This is a genomic window from Ideonella paludis (genome assembly GCF_018069865.1).
GTDB lineage: Bacteria > Pseudomonadota > Gammaproteobacteria > Burkholderiales > Burkholderiaceae_C > Ideonella > Ideonella paludis.
In genome coordinates this window covers 373,772-388,811 of sequence record NZ_JAGQDG010000006.1, presented here as the reverse complement: position 1 = coordinate 388,811, position 15,040 = coordinate 373,772, and the positions used below count along the sequence as shown (strand labels likewise).

Genomic DNA, 15,040 nt, shown 5'->3' with positions numbered 1-15,040 from the left:
AAAGCGCTTCGGTCCGCGCGGGTGTCAGATAGCGGCATCGCTGATTGACGCCCTGAAGGAGGGGACCATGCACGCACTGACTGATTTCTTCACCACCGACTACGGTCTGTTGAGCGCTGCCGTCATCGCCATCACCTTGGGCATGGCTGGCTTCTATACGCGTTACTTCATCACGCACATCCGTGAAGACGAAGCCCGCGAGCGCGCGCGCTTGGCTGCTCAGCAGCAGTAAAGCGGGCGGGCGTATTGACCCTGAGGCGCCACCACGGCTGAAAGGGCGGCCTTAGGGGCTTGACTCCACTTTCGCACCGAATCCCCACATCTGTCGCGGTAGACTGGCCCGAACCATTGTGATGAAGCAGTTGCTCTCGAGGGAGGCAACTGCGCGGTTCAGTCCCGGTGAGCCGTCAGGGTTCGGAGGTGTCGAATGCCCATTTTTCGCAGGCTGAGTCTGGGTCAGCTGCTGACCGTGCCCTATGTGGTGCTGGTCTTGGTGTTGGCTGTGATTTTGGGCGCTTTGTCCTACCGCGCAGGTCGTAATGCGGTGGACAGCCTGTCAGACCAGTTGCTGACAGAGACGGTGTCGCGCATTGCCCAGGCCGTGGAGCGGCATGTCTATGGCTCTGGTGCGGTGCTGGAGACGGCCTTCCCCAAAGGCGTGGCCGCACCGCAAAACATTGCCAAAGATGTGACGGCCCTGCGCACCCGCTTTTGGTTGGCCACCTCGGTGCATCGGGGCCTGAACAACTACGCCTACTACGGTGATGAGCAGGGCCACTTCTTTGGCCTGTGGCGCGACTCTGAATCTGACGCGCAGTTGCGCTTGCGTCTGAGTGGCGAGGGGCCTCGCACGCTCTACCGCTTCACGGGCATTGACGGTGCCTTGGGGCCCGCCGAGCAAGAGTCCAAGGTCTTTGAGCCACGCCAACGCCCTTGGTACAAAGCGGCCGCCGCAGCGGCCACCGACACCTGGACGTCCATCTACATTGACTTTCGCACCAATGAGCTGGTGGCCACGAGGGCTCGGCGCGTGTTGGGACCAGATGGCGCCATGAAGGGCGTGGTGGCCACCGATGTGTCGCTGAAGCTGCTCAGCGACTTTGTGCGCTCGCTGCCCGTCAGCCGCCACGGCTTTGCCTTCATTGAGGAACCCGATGGCAAGCTCATTGCCACTTCTCGGGGCGACTATCTGCGGCGCGACGAGCAAGGCGTGCATCAGCGGCTGAATGCCGGTGACAGCGACGACCCCTTATTGGCGTCGGTACACCGTGAAGTGCGGGCCTTGATGCAGGGCCAAGAAGGCGATTTGGGGGTGCGGGCCCGCAAGATCACCGGGCCTGACGGTGTCCCGGTGCAGGTGGCCTATGCGCGCATTCGCGACACGGCTGGATTGGACTGGATCATTGCGGTGGCGGTTCCTCGCAGTGACTTTCTCAAGACGGTGACGGACAACGTCTACCAAACGGTGCTGCTGAGTCTTTTGGCGGCGGCTGCCGTCGTGGGTGTGGGCATGTTCAGCCTGTCGGTGGTGTCGCGCGATTTGCGCAAGCTCGCTACTGCGGCTAAAGAGGTGGGCGACGGGCAGTTCGACACGCCGCTGCGCATCAAGCGCTCAGACGAGATTGGCGATTTGGCCGAGAGCTTTTCCGCGATGCGCCATAAGCTGGCCACCGACCGCTTGACCGGCTTGGCCAGCCGAGAGGCCATGGTGCGGCGTCTGGAAGACAGGATCAAGCTGCACCGGCGTGGCGACGACGGCAAGTCTTTCGGGCTGCTGTTTTTGGACGTGGATGGCTTCAAGGCCGTCAACGATCACTACGGCCATGAGGCGGGTGACCGCGTGCTGCGGGCTGTGGGCCAGCGTCTGCAGGCGCAGTTGCGAGAGGGCGACTTGGTGGCCCGCTGGGCGGGGGATGAGTTTTTGATCTTGCTTGACGACATGGCTGAACAAGCCAGCCTGGCCCTGGTGATCGACAAGCTCAAGCAGGCCTTCACCACGCCCCTGGATGGGGTGTCCACCGATGCAGGGGGTGTGATCAGCGTGTCGGTGGGGGCTTCGCTTTATCCGGAGGATGGCAGCGACGTGAACACCTTGGTCAGCAAGGCCGATGCGGCCATGTACCGCAACAAGCCCCCCCACTGAGCACACCACTCAGGCAGGTGGCGCCTGGCCTTCTGGGCTGTCGCCCAATTCGTCCTCGTGGAGTTGTTGTAGCTCCACGAGACGTCGATACACACCGTCGGTGATTTGCATCAGCGCCGCATGAGGGCCGCATTCCACGACCCGGCCTTGCTGCAGCACCAGGATGCGGTCGGCCTCGCGAATGGTGGAGAGACGGTGCGCTACCGCGATCAAGGTCATCTTGCCCCGCAGGGCCTGCAGGGCCTGCTGCACCACCTGTTCGGTGGCCGTGTCGATGTGTGAAGTGGCTTCGTCCAGCAGCAAGATTTTCGGCTGGCCTGCCAGTGCCCGGGCAATGGCAATGAGCTGTTTCTCGCCCACTGCCAGGCGTGCCCCGCCTTCGCCCAGCACGGTGTCGTAGCCTTCGCTGAGGCGGGCGATGAAGCCGCTGGCACCGGCCTGGGTGGCGGCGAGTTCAAGGGCCTCTTGGCTCAAGGGGCGGCCCATGGCGATGTTGTCGCGCACACTGCCTGCCATCAGAAAGGGCTCTTGCGGCACCAGGCCCACCGCTTGGCGGAAGGCGTCTTCGTCGAGCCAGCCCAGCGGCTGGCCGTCTACACAAAGCTGCGCAGGATCTTGCAGAGGGTAGTAGCGCAAGAGCAGCGAGAGCAACGTGCTCTTGCCGCTGCCGGTGGGGCCCACAATGCCAATGAACTCACCGGGTGCGATGTCTAGGGTCACCTTCTTCAGAATGGGTTGTTCCGCCTGATAGGCGAAGTCCAATTCGCGAAGGCTGACCGCACCGGCCGTGACCTGGCCCGTGCTGTGCGGTCGCTCGGCCTGGGCTTGGGTCAATAAGGTGTGAACCCGTGCGGCAGAGACCGTGGCTTGCTGCAATTGCGAGAACTGCATGGTCAACTGGATCAAGGGCTCGGTGACTCGGCCCAAGCTGCCCACAAAGGCGTAGAGCAGACCGACCTGCAAGGCATCCAAGGCCAGTCCTTCGCTTTGGGCGCCCCAGGCCGCAATGACCACGGCCAATACCAGCACATGAATCAGGTCCAGCGCGGGCCGCAGCAGCCAGGCATTGGCCCGCACCTCGATCAGCCGCGAGTCATAGTGCGCTTGGTTGACCTCGGCATAGCGCTCGCCATAGCGCGCGGTCGCCCCGGTGGCTTGCAGGGCCACCATGCCGCCAATCGACTCTGCCGTCTGCGCATTGAGCTGGCTGCGCAGCTCGCGGGTGCGGGCCACGGCGGGGCCCGAGAGCCGGCCATAACCCACCACCACCGCCACCACGGCGGGCACCATGACGGCGCTGATCAGCATCAGCCGGACATCCAACAGCGCCATGGTCACCAGCATGATGCCGAGCATGACCATGGCATCCAGCATCACGAACAGCACTTGCACATAAAGCTGCTTGACCGACTCGGTGTCATTGGTCACTCGGCTCACCAGTTGGCCGGTGATGGCTTGGTCAAAGAAGCTCATGGGCAGGCGCAGCACATGGCCGTAGACCTGCTCTCGGATGCGCAGCACCGAGCGCATGGCCACCCCGGCCAGCCGCGTGAGCTGCCAATAGCGCAAGAGGCTGGCCAGGCTGCCGGTGATGAACACCCCAATGAGCAGCGCCGCCATGGTGCTGAGCATGGGGTCGCGTGGCAGCAGATAGCGGTCAATGAAATACTTGCCCAGCACCGGGCCGGCGGCATCCAGGCCGGCCGCCAGGATCAACCAGGCCAAGCCCCACAGCACGGTGCGGCGGTCGGGCTGGGCGGCTTGCCACAGCAGGCGGGCGGCCTGAGCGGTGGAGGATTCTGGGCTTGTGTTGTCGTTGTGGCTGCTCATGGTGCGGCTCCCGCCCCTTGCAGCGAGGCCTCCAGTTGCTGAATCCGCCATTGATGGGCATACCAGCCTTGTTCTGTGCCCAGGGCCAAGAGGTCAGCATGTGAGCCTCGCTCGGCCACGCGCCCCTGGCGCATCACGGCAATCTCGTCGGCCTCGGCCACGGCCGACAAGCGGTGGCTGACGACGACCACGCTGCGCTGGCGAGAGCCGCTGCGCAAGTGCTGGCGCAGATGCTGCAGGATGCGGGTTTCAGTCTCGGTGTCTACGGCTGACAGGGCATCGTCCAGCAAGAGCACTGGGGCTTCACTGAGCAAGGCCCGCGCAATCGCAATGCGCTGCTTTTGCCCGCCCGACAAGGTCACCCCGCGCTCGCCGACGGGCGTGTCATAGCCCTGCGGCAGGCGCAAGATGTCTTCTTCCACCGCGGCCATGCGGGCCACGGCGGCAATCTCCTCGCGGCTGGCTTGAGGCTTGGCCAAGGCAATGTTTTCGGCCACGGTGGCGCTGAACAGCACCGGTTCTTGAGGCACCCAGGCGGTGGCTTGGCGCAGTGCCGCCAAGCGGTAGTCGCTGATGTCGTGCTTCCCCCAGCGAAGCTGGCCGTGCTGTGGCGTCCATTGGCGCAGCAAGAGCTTGATGATGGTGCTCTTGCCGCTGCCCGTGGGGCCGACCAAGCCCAGGGTCTGGCCGGGTGGCAGACTCAGCGCAACGTCGTCGAGTGCGGGCTGAGCACTGCCCGGGTAATGGAAGCTGACCTTGTCCCAGACGATGGCGCCGGCCGGCGCTTCGGTGATGGTCCCCTCGTCATCCACGGCCAAGGGCTCATTCAGCACCGCGCTCAAGCGCCCCCAAGCCGCGCGGCCGCGTTCCCACAGCGACAACACCCAACCTGCCGCAAACATGGGCCAGATCAGCTGCGTCAGGTACAGCCCAAAGCTGGTCAACTGGCCGATGGTCAACTCTTGCTGCCACACCAGCCAGCCACCCAGGCCCAGCGAGGCGGCACTGGCAAAGGCCAAGCTGATGCCGACCGCGGGCTCGTAGCGCGCTTCCCAGCGCTGGGCTTCAAAGCCAGCTTGGGCGGCTGAGCGGGCCAGCTCGCCAAAGCGTTGCGCGCTCTGGGCTTCCAGGCCCAAGGCGCGCAAAGTTCGCACGCCCGACAGCGTCTCCTGAACATGATCGTTGAGGTGGCCAAAGCGGTCGAGTGCTGCTTTGGAGCGGTCGTGCACATACCGAGAAATCCACCAAAAGGCCAGGGCCATGAAGGGAAAGGGCAGCAGGGCCACCGCCGCCAGCCGGGCATCGACGCCCAGCGCCATGGTGCCCACCACCAGGGCCAAGGTCAGGGTGCCATCAAAGCCCGCGAGCAAGGCCTCACCGGCCGCCATCTCGACGGCGTCCACATCATTGGTGGCCAGCGCCATCAGGTCGCCGGTGCGGTGGGTTTGATAAAAGCGCGGCCCCTGCAGCGAGAGCCGCTGATACAACTGGGCGCGCAGCTCGACCCCCATGCGATAGGCCGCCGCAAACAAGGCCATGCGCCATCCAGCCCGCAGCAGGTAGATGGCCAAGCCCGCGCCCAGCAGCCAGCCCAACTCCGCCCACAACGCAGCGCCCGCCAAACGCCCCTGCACCAGACCGTCCACCACCTGCCCGATTTGGCGCGGCACCCAGACCGTCATCAGCGCAATGCCCAGCAGCATCAGGCCTGCGGCGGTATAAGCCCAGGCGTGGCGGCGTACAAACTGCAGGATCAAGGCCGTTAAGGGCATGAGGGAGGGTGAAAGCGTTGAGCGGCGCTGCATTCTAGGAGCCCCATCGCTGAGGGACTGTCCGCGAATTGGGGGCTGAGGTACACTCGGGGGCTAACCACCGCTGCAAGGCCGTACCGGTCTCGTGGCGGTTTTCGTTTGGTTCGGACTCAAGGTCAAGGCTGCGGATCCGTCCGCCCTTTCACCGGAGGCCGCCTGAGCGTGGGGTCTCTGTCCTGACGGAGTCCTCATTGCCCGGATACCTGCTGAAGCAAGAGTGCGTTGCGGTCGCTGGTGTGGCCGACCTGCACATCCACTCGCTGCTGGATCGCCAGCAGTTTGCCGACCCGTCTGGCGAGGCAGCAGCACTGGGCATTTCGTCGGCGGCATGGCCTCTGTTTGGATTGGTCTGGCCCTCGGGCGTGCAGTTGGCCGCTCATATGGGCCGCAGGCCAGTGGTGGCAGGAGAGCGCATTCTTGAGGTGGGTTGCGGCCTGGGGTTGGCCAGTTTGGTCAGCCACCGCCGTGGCGCCTTGGTGACCGCCAGCGACTGTCATCCACTCGCGGAGGCCTTTCTGCAGCGCAATGTGAAAGCCAATGATTTGGCAGACATGACTTACCGCCACGGCAACTGGGCCGAGCCGGCGGCCTTGCCCGGCTTTGCGGCGCGCGCGCCTGTGGACGGCCGCTATGAAGTCATCATGGGCAGCGATGTGCTCTATGAGCGCGATGAGGCCGGGGTGCTGTCGGGCTTTATCAGCCGGCACGCCACGTCTGCGGGCGAGGTGCTGATCGTCGACCCGAACCGTGGCAACCGTGCCCGCTTTACCCACCAGATGATGGCGCTGGGCTACACCTTGGTGCAGCACAGCTTGATGGATCTCGGTGCGCTGTCTGGCCCCTACCGTGGCACTCTGCTGCATTACAGCCGCAGCGCCCAGGCTTACGAGCGAACCCTGAACTGATGGGGCTGCGCGAGGTGCGCAGCCCGTTTGAATACTGCTCTTTTGGAGAATCGCGATGGCGAAAGAAGAACTGATTGAGATGCAAGGCGTGGTCAACGAAGTGTTGCCCGACTCGCGTTACCGCGTGACCCTGGAAAACGGCCATGTGCTGATCGCCTATACCTCGGGCAAGATGCGCAAGCACCACATCCGCATCTTGGCGGGTGACGCCGTGTCGCTGGAGTTGTCGCCCTATGACCTCTCCAAGGGCCGCATCACCTTCCGTCACATTGAGCGCCGCCCAGGCACGGGCGCACCGTCGGCGGCTGCACCGCGCCGCCGTCCTTGAAGATCACGCATCTCTGACATCGCCCACGGGCTGGCTGCCAAAGTCGGCCCGCGCCAGATAGGCCAGCACTTTGCGTGCGGCTTCATCGGGGCTGGCGAGTTGGCCTTGCGCCAGGAGTTGCTCAAAGGCGCTGCGGTCAGGAAACTGCTGCGGATCGGCTGAGCGCAACTGCACTTGCATGTCGGTAGCAATGACGCCCGGTGCGAGCGAGACGATGCGCGCGCCATGGGGCTTGGCCGCTTCTTCCAGTGCGACGGCGCGGCTGAAGTGGTCCATGCCGGCCTTGGCCGCGCAGTAAGAGGCGCTGCCTGCCATGGCGCGACGGCCCAAGCCCGACGAGATGTTGAGCACCTTGCGCTGCGCCGGCCAGTGCGCCGTGGCCGCCAAAAAGCTGCTGGTCAGCAGCATCGCGGCCTCCAGGCCCACCCGAAGTGCTCCCACAGTCTCGGCCAGGGGCACCTGTGACAGCGGGGCCAGGGTGGCGATCACCCCAGCGTTGTTGATCAACTGCACCGATTTGAAGCGTTGGGCGTCTTGTTCGCCCAGCCAAGCCGCCAGGCGTTGGGCCACGCCTTGGGCGTCGGTCAGGTCGACCTCCCACTGCGTGAGTTGCTGAGGTCCTGCCAAGGCGCCCAAGCTGGCATTGGCGTGTCGAGCGATGCCCAGCACCTGATGCCCTGCCTGCAGGCATTGCCGGGCGATGGCCTCGCCCATACCACGGGATGAGCCGGTCAGTAATGTCAGTGTTGTCATGGGAAATGTCCTATGTGGTTTGGGGGCCCGGCGCGTGAATTTGACAGGGCCGTGCAAGAGAGCCGAGGAGACAATCAGCGCATGAGTGAATTGTCGTCTGCCTCTGTGGCTTCGCGCGGCGTGTGGTGGCTGCGTCCTGTCTGGTTGGCCACCGCATTTGTGTTGTTTGTGTTGGCGGGGGCTTTGATCTTTCCGGTCTGGACCAGCCCGCCGCCCGTCGCCGCCGCGGCTTCAGCGCCGCAAGGATTGCCTTGGCAGGTCAAGCCCACGGCCGAGGGCAGCGAGGTCTTCGGCCTCTTGGTGGGGCAGTCTGGCCTGCCCCAAGCCCAGGCGCGCTTTGGCGACAACCTGCATCTGGCCCTGATTCAAGCCATTGGCACCAAGGATGAAGAAGCGCCAGCCTTGGAAGGCTTTGTCGAGCGCCTAGAGGCCGGCTTTGTGACCGGCCGCTTGGTGCTGGCCTTTGAGGTGGACGATGCCTTGCGCCGCAAAGCCGCCGAGCGTTCACCGAAGCGCGAGGTGGGGTCCGGCGGGCGCGTGCGCCAATTGAGCCTGGCCGCGGACGACCTGGATGTGCGCAATGCAGAGAGCCTGGCCTCGCAAGCCCGTTTGGTGGGCCTGAGTTTTACGCCCGCTGCGCGCTTGGATGAGGCGACTTTGGTGGCCCGGTTTGGGGAGCCCGCGGAGCGCGTCACCGGCGCCGGGGGGGAGGTTCAGTTGCTCTACCCAGCGACGGGCGTGGCCATTGCGGTGCCCGGCGCCAATCAATCGGCCAGCCGGGTCGTCATCCAGTATGTCGCGCCCGGCGAGTTCGAAGCCCGGCTGCGCCAGCCTCTGGCCGCTGCTTCAGCGGCGCAGTGACGGCTTGCACTTCAGCGGTGGCCATCCACCTCTTGGCCGGTGGCAAAGTAGTGCCCCCCGGCCACATGATGCAGGGTGCGTAAGCTGTCGGTCGCGGTGTCAAAGTGCCACCGTCCATTGCTGAACACTCGGGTGCGGGCCCAGGCGTGGGTCACTTCGGCAAGAAACAGGTCGTGGGCTTGTTCAATCTCGGGGCGCCGAATCAACACGCAATCCAGCCACGCGACACAGCCCGCGATCAAGGGCGATTGCGCCAAAGGCTCATCCAGCACTTGAATCTCATAGGCGGCCAACTTGTCTTGCTCATGGCCGCTGTGGGTGCCCAGCAGGGTGACGATGCGTGCTTGAGCCACGCAAGGCACGCTAATGGCCAAGCGGCCTGACGACTCCACCAAGCCTCGGGTGAAGGTGTTGCGGTCAATCACCACAGCCACTTTAGGCGGGTCGAAATCCAGGGGCATGGCCCAGGCGCAAGCCATGGCATTGCGCTGAATGCCATATTCGGCACTGATCAGCACGGTCGGGCCGTGGTTCAAGAGACGATAGGCTTTGGAGAGTTCAACCGGCACGCGCATGGGGGTGGAGCTTCCTAGAAGGGTGTGGGGCATTCGACCACGAAACGCAAGCCCGTGCCCGGGTGAGGCAGTGCCAATTGCGCTGCATGCAACATCAGCCGGGGCGAGGCCGCGGCCACTCTAGGTTCGGCATAGAGCTCATCGCCAACGATGGCATGGCCCAGCGCCTGCATATGCACCCGCAACTGGTGCGAGCGCCCGGTCACGGGAAAAAGCGCCATGCGCGTGCTGTGCTGTGCGGCGTCTCGGGACAAGACCTGCCAGCGCGTCAGCGCGCGCTTGCCTTGTTCTGCATCCACCATCTGGCGCGGGCGGTTGGGCCAGTCGCAGCGCAGGGGCAGGTCAACCTCGCCATCATCGGCCTGCACCAAGCCGGTGACCAAGGCCTCATAGCGCTTGTCGGTTTGGCGGGTTTCAAAGGCCCGCGACAAGGCCTGCTGCGCTGCCAAGTGGCGCGCGAAAATCAGGATGCCCGAGGTGCCCATGTCCAGGCGGTGCACCACGCGGGCATCGGGGTAGCGCTGCTGCACTTGCAGCGCGGCGCAGTCGGCGTTCTCTGGGCCGCGCCCGGGCACCGAGAGCAAGCCCGCCGGCTTATTGACGGCGACCAGCCAGTCATCCTCATGCAGCCACGCCAACTCGCCCATCAGGCGCGGTGGCGGGGGCTTGTGCATGCGGGTCCGGGCAGGCGTTTTACTGGCTGACGAAGGCGCGCTCGATGACAAAGTCACCGGGCGTGGTGGTGTTGCCTTCTTTGAGGCCCCGGACTTCCATCATGGCTTTCAAATCGCGCAGCATCTCGGGGCTGCCGCAGATCATCACGCGGTCTTCAGCGGCATTCAGCAAGGGGATGCCAAAGGCTTCAGCCACTTTGCCCTCTTCCAGTGCCGTGGTCACGCGGCCTTGGTTTTTGTAGGGTTCGCGGGTCACCGTGGGGTAGTAGAGCAATTGCTTGCTGACCATCTCGCCCAAGAACTCATGCTGCGGCAGCTCTTGGGTGATGTAGTCGTGGTAGGCCAGCTCTTTGACCTCACGCACGCCGTGGATGAGGATGACTTGCTCAAACTTTTCATAGGTGTCCGGGTCACGGATCACGCTCATGAAGGGCGCCAGGCCGGTGCCGGTGGACAGCAGGTAGAGGCGCTTGCCAGGCAGCAGATAGTCGATCAGCAGCGTGCCCGTGGGCTTTTTGCCAACGATGATGCTGTCACCCACCTTGATGTGCTGCAGGCGCGAGGTCAGCGGGCCGTCCTGCACCTTGATGCTCAGGAACTCCAGCGTTTCTTCGTAATTGGGGCTGACGATGGAATACGCCCGCAGCAGCGGTTTGCCATCGACACGCAAGCCAATCATGGTGAAGTGGCCGTTGGAGAAACGCAGCGAGGTGTCGCGGGTGGTCGTGAAGCTGAACAGCCTATCCGTCCAGTGGTGCACGCTCAGCACGCGCTCTTCATTGAAGGCACTCATCGTAGAAGTTCTAGGGAGGGCGGCAAAAACCCAGGGTTTCGCCGGCAGTGGGTTAAGGGAAAGCCCGCTATTGTCGCTCACCTGGGCGGACTCTGCTGCTGGGCGGGCCCGGCCCAGTCCTTCGGGCCATGAGCCTGGAGGGCTTGCCACTCTTTTTTGAGGACCCTTCATCATGAAAAAACTTGTTTTGAGTGCAGCCACACTGGCTTGTGCTACTTTTTTTGCCCAAGCCGCTGTGGCTGGCCCCAAGATCTGGGTGTCTATGGGCGATGACGCTTATCAATTGCTCCGCGCTGCCCACCCGCAAGCCAAGTCCACTGAAAGCCACGATGTTCAGGTGAATGTGCCGCGGGCGGGCATGCTGGCCAAAGCAGTGGGCAGCCCTGAGAGCCTGACCACGCGGACGGATCGCATCCATGTGCTGCAGGTCGATGAGGATCAACTGCATCGCCTCTCGACCGAAGTGCACGAGAAGCTGCACCGCTGCGGTGGCTACATCGTCCATGCTTCGCGTGCTGAAGCCCGCCAGTCATTGCAGGAATTGCGGGGCCACCTGACCCGCGCGAAAGAGGCCACGGCACTGGCCCCCAGCTACGCCATTGACAACCAAAGCACGGTCACGCCTCTGCTGACACAGGTGCAGGAAAGCCAAGTGCTGTCCACCATCCAAAAGCTGTCGGACTATCAAAACCGCTTCTACAAGACCAGTCACGGCACGGCCGCGTCTAACGATCTGTTCAATACCTGGAAGCAAATGGCGGCGGGGCGGACGGACATCACGGTCAGCCAGTTTGCCCACAAGAAGTGGCCGCAGAAGTCAGTCATCTTGAGCATCAAGGGCACCCATGCACCCGACGAGATTGTGGTGATCGGCGGCCACCTGGATTCCACGGTCGGCTTCCTCACCGGTGAGAACAGCCGCGCGCCAGGCGCTGATGACGACGCCTCGGGCATTGCCAGCTTGCAAGAGGTGATGCGGGTGCTGCTGGCCAGCAATTACAAGCCCAAGCGCACCTTGCAGTTCATGGGCTATGCCGCTGAGGAAGTGGGCCTGCTGGGCTCGGATGCGATTGCCGCCAAGTACAAAAAGCAAGGCAAGAAGGTGGTGGGCGTGATGCAGTTGGACATGACCAACTACCAAGGTCAACCCACCAGCGACATTACCTTGATCACGGACTACACCAACGCCGCTCAAAACAACTTTGTGAAGGCCTTGGCCACCGCCTACCTGCCCGAGTTGACGGTGACCCAAGATGCGTGCGGCTATGCCTGCTCAGACCATGCGTCCTGGACCAAGCGCGGCTATGCCGCCTCGTTCCCGTTCGAGTCCAGCTTGGCCGCGGACAACAAGCTGATCCACACGCCCAACGACACCTTGGCCAAGTCGAACAACTCAGCCGCGCATGCGGTCAAGTTCGCCAAGCTGGGCCTGACCTTTGCGGTCGAGTTGGCCAGCGATGCACCCGTGAAGGCCGGCCAGTAAGTACGGGGCCTAGGCCCGACCCAGCCACTCGGCGAGCACCTCTTGGGTGTGCTCGCCGAGTGTGGGTGGTGCCAAGCGGTTCCGCACCGGCGTGGTCGACAAGCGGATGGGGCAGGCCACCAAAGGCATCTCGCCCAGGGTCGGGTGCTGCAGGTGCTGCAGCAGACCGCGCGCCTGCACCTGCGGGTCGGCAAAAACGTCGTTAAGCCGGTTGATCGGACCGCAGGGCACCCCAGCGGCTTCCAGCGCTGCCACCCACTCCGCGGTGGTCTTCATCACCGTGGTTTGGCGCAGGAGCGGGATCAGTGCTGCGCGGTTCGCTACGCGAGCCGGGTTGCTGGCAAAGCGCTCATCGATGGCCCATTCCGGGCGCCCCGCCACGGCACAAAACTTGGCAAACTGCCCGTCATTGCCCACGGCCAAAATCATGTCGCCGTCGGCCGTTGGGAAGTCTTGGTAGGGCACGATGTTGGGGTGCGCATTGCCCATGCGCTTCGGCGCCACGCCGCTCACCAGGTAGTTGGCCGCTTGGTTGGCCAGGGTGGCCACCTGCACATCCAGCAGTGCCATGTCCACATGCTGGCCTTGGCCCGAGGTCTGCCGGTGGTTCAGCGCAGCCAGAATGCCGATGGTGGCGTAGAGGCCGGTCATGATGTCCACCAAGGCCACGCCTACTTTCTGCGGCCCTGCGCCGTCTTCGGTGTCGGCGCGCCCGGTCAGGCTCATCAACCCGCCCATGCCCTGGATCAGGAAGTCGTAGCCCGCACGCGGCGCGTAGGGCCCAGTTTGGCCAAAGCCGGTGATAGAGCAGTAAATGAGCCGGGGGTTGAGTGCCTTCAGGCTGTCGTAGTCGAGGCCATATTGCTTCAGGCCTCCCACCTTGAAGTTCTCCAGCACCACATCGGCCTGCGCCGCCAATTCCCGCAGCAAAGCTTGTCCGTCTGGCGTGGCCATGTCCACCGCGATGGAGCGTTTGTTGCGGTTGGCGCACTGGAAGTAGGCGGCTTGAGGGCCGGTCTCGGCGCTGGGCTCAGCCACCCAAGGCGGGCCCCAGTGCCGGGTGTCGTCACCGGCGCCGGGGCGCTCGACCTTGACCACATCCGCGCCCAAATCCCCGAGCAACTGACTGGCCCAGGGGCCGGCCAGGACGCGGGAGAGGTCGAGAACTTTTAAGCCTTGGAGGGAGGTTGGGGTCATGCTCTTGATCCGATTGCTGACTGCAATGGGTTGTGCAGGTAGGCGCTGCGGGGCGACTCACGCCGCTCATGCCAGCGGCAGCGCCGCTGGCCTTCACTAGGCACGAACAGTCCTCAGGACTGTTCATGTCCGAGTTCAGTCCCCCGCCGTCGGCTGCGCCGCCGTCTCCTCCTTTACTTCGCTCTGTGAGTCACCCCACATCGCCTACGGGCCGAAGTGGAGGGACTTCAATCGCGAAGCCTGCATAGGGCTGCGCGCTGGGATTGGCGAGAGGGACTGCCCGCCGCATAGCGAAGTAAAGGAGGAGGCCAAGGCCTTTGGCCTTGGACGGGGGACATGAGCGGTGCGGCGGGCAGTCCCTCTTGCCTCGTTGAAACGGTCGAAAGGGCTGTGGAAACCGTCTTGACGCAACGAATCAATAGGGACTTGCAACGCTCAAAACGCCGCAATCCCCGTCATCGCACGCCCCAAAATCAGCGCATGGATGTCATGCGTGCCTTCGTAGGTGTTCACCACTTCCAGGTTCACCAAGTGGCGGGCAATCCCAAATTCGTCCGAAATGCCATTGCCGCCCAACATGTCGCGCGCAGTGCGGGCAATGTCCAGGGCCTTGCCGCAGGAATTGCGCTTCATGATCGAGGTGATCTCCGGCGTGGCGCTGCCCTCGTCCTTCATGCGGCCCAGGCGCAGGCAACCTTGCAGGCCCAGCGTGATCTCGGTTTGCATGTCGGCCAGCTTTTTCTGGATCAGTTGATTGGCGGCCAAGGGCTTGCCAAACTGCTTGCGGTCCAGCGTGTACTGCAAGGCGGTGTGCCAGCAGAACTCGGCCGCGCCCAAAGCGCCCCAGGCAATGCCATAACGCGCACTGTTCAAGCAGGTGAAAGGGCCTTTCAGGCCGCGCACTTCAGGGAAGGCGTTTTCCTCGGGGCAGAAGACCTTGTCCATCACGATCTCGCCAGTGATGCTGGCGCGCAGGCCTACCTTGCCGTGGATGGCAGGGGCGGTCAGGCCCTTCCAGCCTTTTTCCAGCACAAAGCCGCGGATCTGGCCGCCGTCGTCCTTGGCCCAGACCACAAACACATCGGCGATGGGGCTGTTGGTGATCCACATCTTGGCGCCGCTCAGCTCATAGCCACCATCGACCTTGCGGGCGCGGGTGACCATGGAGCCGGGGTCTGAGCCGTGGTCGGGTTCGGTCAGGCCAAAGCAGCCAATCCACTCGCCCGTGGCCAGCTTGGGCAGGTACTTTTGCTTGGTGGCTTCGTTGCCGAACGAGTGGATGGGCACCATCACCAAGGACGACTGCACGCTCATCATTGAGCGGTAGCCCGAGTCCACGCGCTCGACCTCCCGCGCCACCAGGCCGTAGCAGACATAGTTCAGGCCCGCGCCTCCGTAGGCCTCAGGGATGGTGGGGCCCAACAGGCCCAGCTCGCCCATCTCGCGGAAGATGGCCGCATCGGTTTGCTCATGGCGAAACGCATTCAATACCCGGGGCGCCAGCTTGTCTTGGCAATAGGCCCGAGCGGCGTCGCGCACCTGGCGCTCGTCATCGGTGAGCTGGCTGTCCAGCAGCAAGGGGTCTTCCCAGTTGAATCGGGCTTTGGTGGCGCTGGCGTTCATGAGTGTGTGTCTCCGACAAGTTCGATTCCTGCATCTTAGAATCAGAGCCTACCCGGTAGCAAAC

General features: G+C 63.8%; 14 protein-coding genes. 6 read left to right on the top strand and 8 right to left on the bottom strand.

Annotated elements, in window-relative coordinates:
- The first annotated feature begins 67 nt into the window (after nt 1-67).
- Together KAK11_RS17005 and KAK11_RS17000 are read left to right on the top strand one after the other, a co-directional pair.
- Nucleotides 68-232 carry a DUF3149 domain-containing protein gene (locus KAK11_RS17005; protein WP_210810439.1) on the top strand — a complete coding sequence of 55 codons (165 nt, stop codon included), beginning with the start codon at nt 68-70 and terminating at the stop codon, nt 230-232.
- Between the two features lie 195 nt (nt 233-427).
- A complete protein-coding gene (locus KAK11_RS17000) occupies nt 428-2,143 on the top strand; it encodes a bifunctional diguanylate cyclase/phosphodiesterase (protein ID WP_210810438.1) in 1,716 nt (571 codons plus the stop codon).
- Nucleotides 2,144-2,152: 9 nt separating this feature from the next.
- Here the strand turns inward: KAK11_RS17000 and KAK11_RS16995 are convergent, their stop codons facing one another.
- Together KAK11_RS16995 and KAK11_RS16990 are read right to left on the bottom strand one after the other, a co-directional pair.
- Nucleotides 2,153-3,973, bottom strand: coding sequence for an ABC transporter ATP-binding protein (locus KAK11_RS16995; protein ID WP_210810437.1), 1,821 nt, complete (start codon nt 3,971-3,973; stop codon nt 2,153-2,155).
- On the bottom strand, nt 3,970-5,745 hold the full coding sequence (locus tag KAK11_RS16990) for an ABC transporter ATP-binding protein (RefSeq protein WP_210810436.1): 1,776 nt from the start codon (nt 5,743-5,745) through the stop codon (nt 3,970-3,972). The genes KAK11_RS16995 and KAK11_RS16990 overlap by 4 nt, the downstream gene beginning before the upstream one ends.
- Nucleotides 5,746-5,975: 230 nt before the next feature.
- Between KAK11_RS16990 and KAK11_RS16985 the strand changes: the two genes are divergently transcribed.
- Both KAK11_RS16985 and infA read left to right on the top strand, forming a co-directional pair.
- Entirely contained in the window at nt 5,976-6,689 is a 714-nt protein-coding gene (locus tag KAK11_RS16985; RefSeq protein ID WP_210810435.1) for a class I SAM-dependent methyltransferase, read from the top strand.
- Nucleotides 6,690-6,744: 55 nt separating this feature from the next.
- On the top strand, nt 6,745-7,017 hold the full coding sequence (gene infA, locus KAK11_RS16980; RefSeq protein WP_210810433.1) for a translation initiation factor IF-1: 273 nt from the start codon (nt 6,745-6,747) through the stop codon (nt 7,015-7,017).
- 3 nt (nt 7,018-7,020) lie between these two features.
- Here infA and KAK11_RS16975 read toward each other — a convergent pair whose 3' ends face one another.
- Complete coding sequence (locus tag KAK11_RS16975) at nt 7,021-7,770, bottom strand: SDR family NAD(P)-dependent oxidoreductase (RefSeq protein ID WP_210810432.1); 750 nt, start codon at nt 7,768-7,770, stop codon at nt 7,021-7,023.
- Nucleotides 7,771-7,851: 81 nt separating this feature from the next.
- Between KAK11_RS16975 and KAK11_RS16970 the strand changes: the two genes are divergently transcribed.
- Nucleotides 7,852-8,631 (top strand): hypothetical protein, encoded by a 780-nt coding sequence (locus KAK11_RS16970; protein ID WP_210810431.1) that lies wholly within the window; start codon nt 7,852-7,854, stop codon nt 8,629-8,631.
- 11 nt (nt 8,632-8,642) lie between these two features.
- Here the strand turns inward: KAK11_RS16970 and KAK11_RS16965 are convergent, their stop codons facing one another.
- The 3 genes from KAK11_RS16965 to KAK11_RS16955 are packed head-to-tail and all read right to left on the bottom strand — an operon-like array spanning nt 8,643 to nt 10,673.
- Nucleotides 8,643-9,206, bottom strand: a complete 564-nt coding sequence (locus tag KAK11_RS16965; RefSeq protein WP_210810430.1) for a flavin reductase family protein — start codon at nt 9,204-9,206, stop codon at nt 8,643-8,645.
- A gap of 14 nt (nt 9,207-9,220) precedes the next feature.
- Nucleotides 9,221-9,880 carry an RluA family pseudouridine synthase gene (locus tag KAK11_RS16960; RefSeq protein WP_246499065.1) on the bottom strand — a complete coding sequence of 220 codons (660 nt, stop codon included), beginning with the start codon at nt 9,878-9,880 and terminating at the stop codon, nt 9,221-9,223.
- A gap of 19 nt (nt 9,881-9,899) precedes the next feature.
- Nucleotides 9,900-10,673, bottom strand: a complete 774-nt coding sequence (locus KAK11_RS16955; protein ID WP_210810428.1) for a ferredoxin--NADP reductase — start codon at nt 10,671-10,673, stop codon at nt 9,900-9,902.
- 172 nt (nt 10,674-10,845) lie between these two features.
- Here KAK11_RS16955 and KAK11_RS16950 point away from each other — a divergent pair, with 172 nt between their 5' ends.
- Nucleotides 10,846-12,156, top strand: coding sequence for a M20/M25/M40 family metallo-hydrolase (locus KAK11_RS16950; protein WP_210810427.1), 1,311 nt, complete (start codon nt 10,846-10,848; stop codon nt 12,154-12,156).
- Between the two features lie 9 nt (nt 12,157-12,165).
- Here the strand turns inward: KAK11_RS16950 and KAK11_RS16945 are convergent, their stop codons facing one another.
- Together KAK11_RS16945 and KAK11_RS16940 are read right to left on the bottom strand one after the other, a co-directional pair.
- Nucleotides 12,166-13,353 (bottom strand): CaiB/BaiF CoA transferase family protein, encoded by a 1,188-nt coding sequence (locus tag KAK11_RS16945; protein ID WP_210810426.1) that lies wholly within the window; start codon nt 13,351-13,353, stop codon nt 12,166-12,168.
- Nucleotides 13,354-13,788: 435 nt separating this feature from the next.
- Entirely contained in the window at nt 13,789-14,976 is a 1,188-nt protein-coding gene (locus KAK11_RS16940; protein WP_210810425.1) for an acyl-CoA dehydrogenase, read from the bottom strand.
- Nucleotides 14,977-15,040: the final 64 nt, after the last annotated feature.

Excerpts from the sequence above, each read along its gene's own strand:
- KAK11_RS17005 (WP_210810439.1), top strand. The coding sequence starts at position 68 with ATGCACGCACTGACTGATTTCTTCACCACCGACTACGGTCTGTTGAGC.
- KAK11_RS17000 (WP_210810438.1), top strand. The coding sequence starts at position 428 with ATGCCCATTTTTCGCAGGCTGAGTCTGGGTCAGCTGCTGACCGTGCCC.
- KAK11_RS16995 (WP_210810437.1), bottom strand. The coding sequence starts at position 3,973 with ATGAGCAGCCACAACGACAACACAAGCCCAGAATCCTCCACCGCTCAG.
- KAK11_RS16990 (WP_210810436.1), bottom strand. The coding sequence starts at position 5,745 with ATGCCCTTAACGGCCTTGATCCTGCAGTTTGTACGCCGCCACGCCTGG.
- infA (WP_210810433.1), top strand. The coding sequence starts at position 6,745 with ATGGCGAAAGAAGAACTGATTGAGATGCAAGGCGTGGTCAACGAAGTG.
- KAK11_RS16975 (WP_210810432.1), bottom strand. The coding sequence starts at position 7,770 with ATGACAACACTGACATTACTGACCGGCTCATCCCGTGGTATGGGCGAG.
- KAK11_RS16970 (WP_210810431.1), top strand. The coding sequence starts at position 7,852 with ATGAGTGAATTGTCGTCTGCCTCTGTGGCTTCGCGCGGCGTGTGGTGG.
- KAK11_RS16965 (WP_210810430.1), bottom strand. The coding sequence starts at position 9,206 with ATGCGCGTGCCGGTTGAACTCTCCAAAGCCTATCGTCTCTTGAACCAC.
- KAK11_RS16960 (WP_246499065.1), bottom strand. The coding sequence starts at position 9,880 with ATGCACAAGCCCCCGCCACCGCGCCTGATGGGCGAGTTGGCGTGGCTG.
- KAK11_RS16955 (WP_210810428.1), bottom strand. The coding sequence starts at position 10,673 with ATGAGTGCCTTCAATGAAGAGCGCGTGCTGAGCGTGCACCACTGGACG.
- KAK11_RS16950 (WP_210810427.1), top strand. The coding sequence starts at position 10,846 with ATGAAAAAACTTGTTTTGAGTGCAGCCACACTGGCTTGTGCTACTTTT.
- KAK11_RS16945 (WP_210810426.1), bottom strand. The coding sequence starts at position 13,353 with ATGACCCCAACCTCCCTCCAAGGCTTAAAAGTTCTCGACCTCTCCCGC.
- KAK11_RS16940 (WP_210810425.1), bottom strand. The coding sequence starts at position 14,976 with ATGAACGCCAGCGCCACCAAAGCCCGATTCAACTGGGAAGACCCCTTG.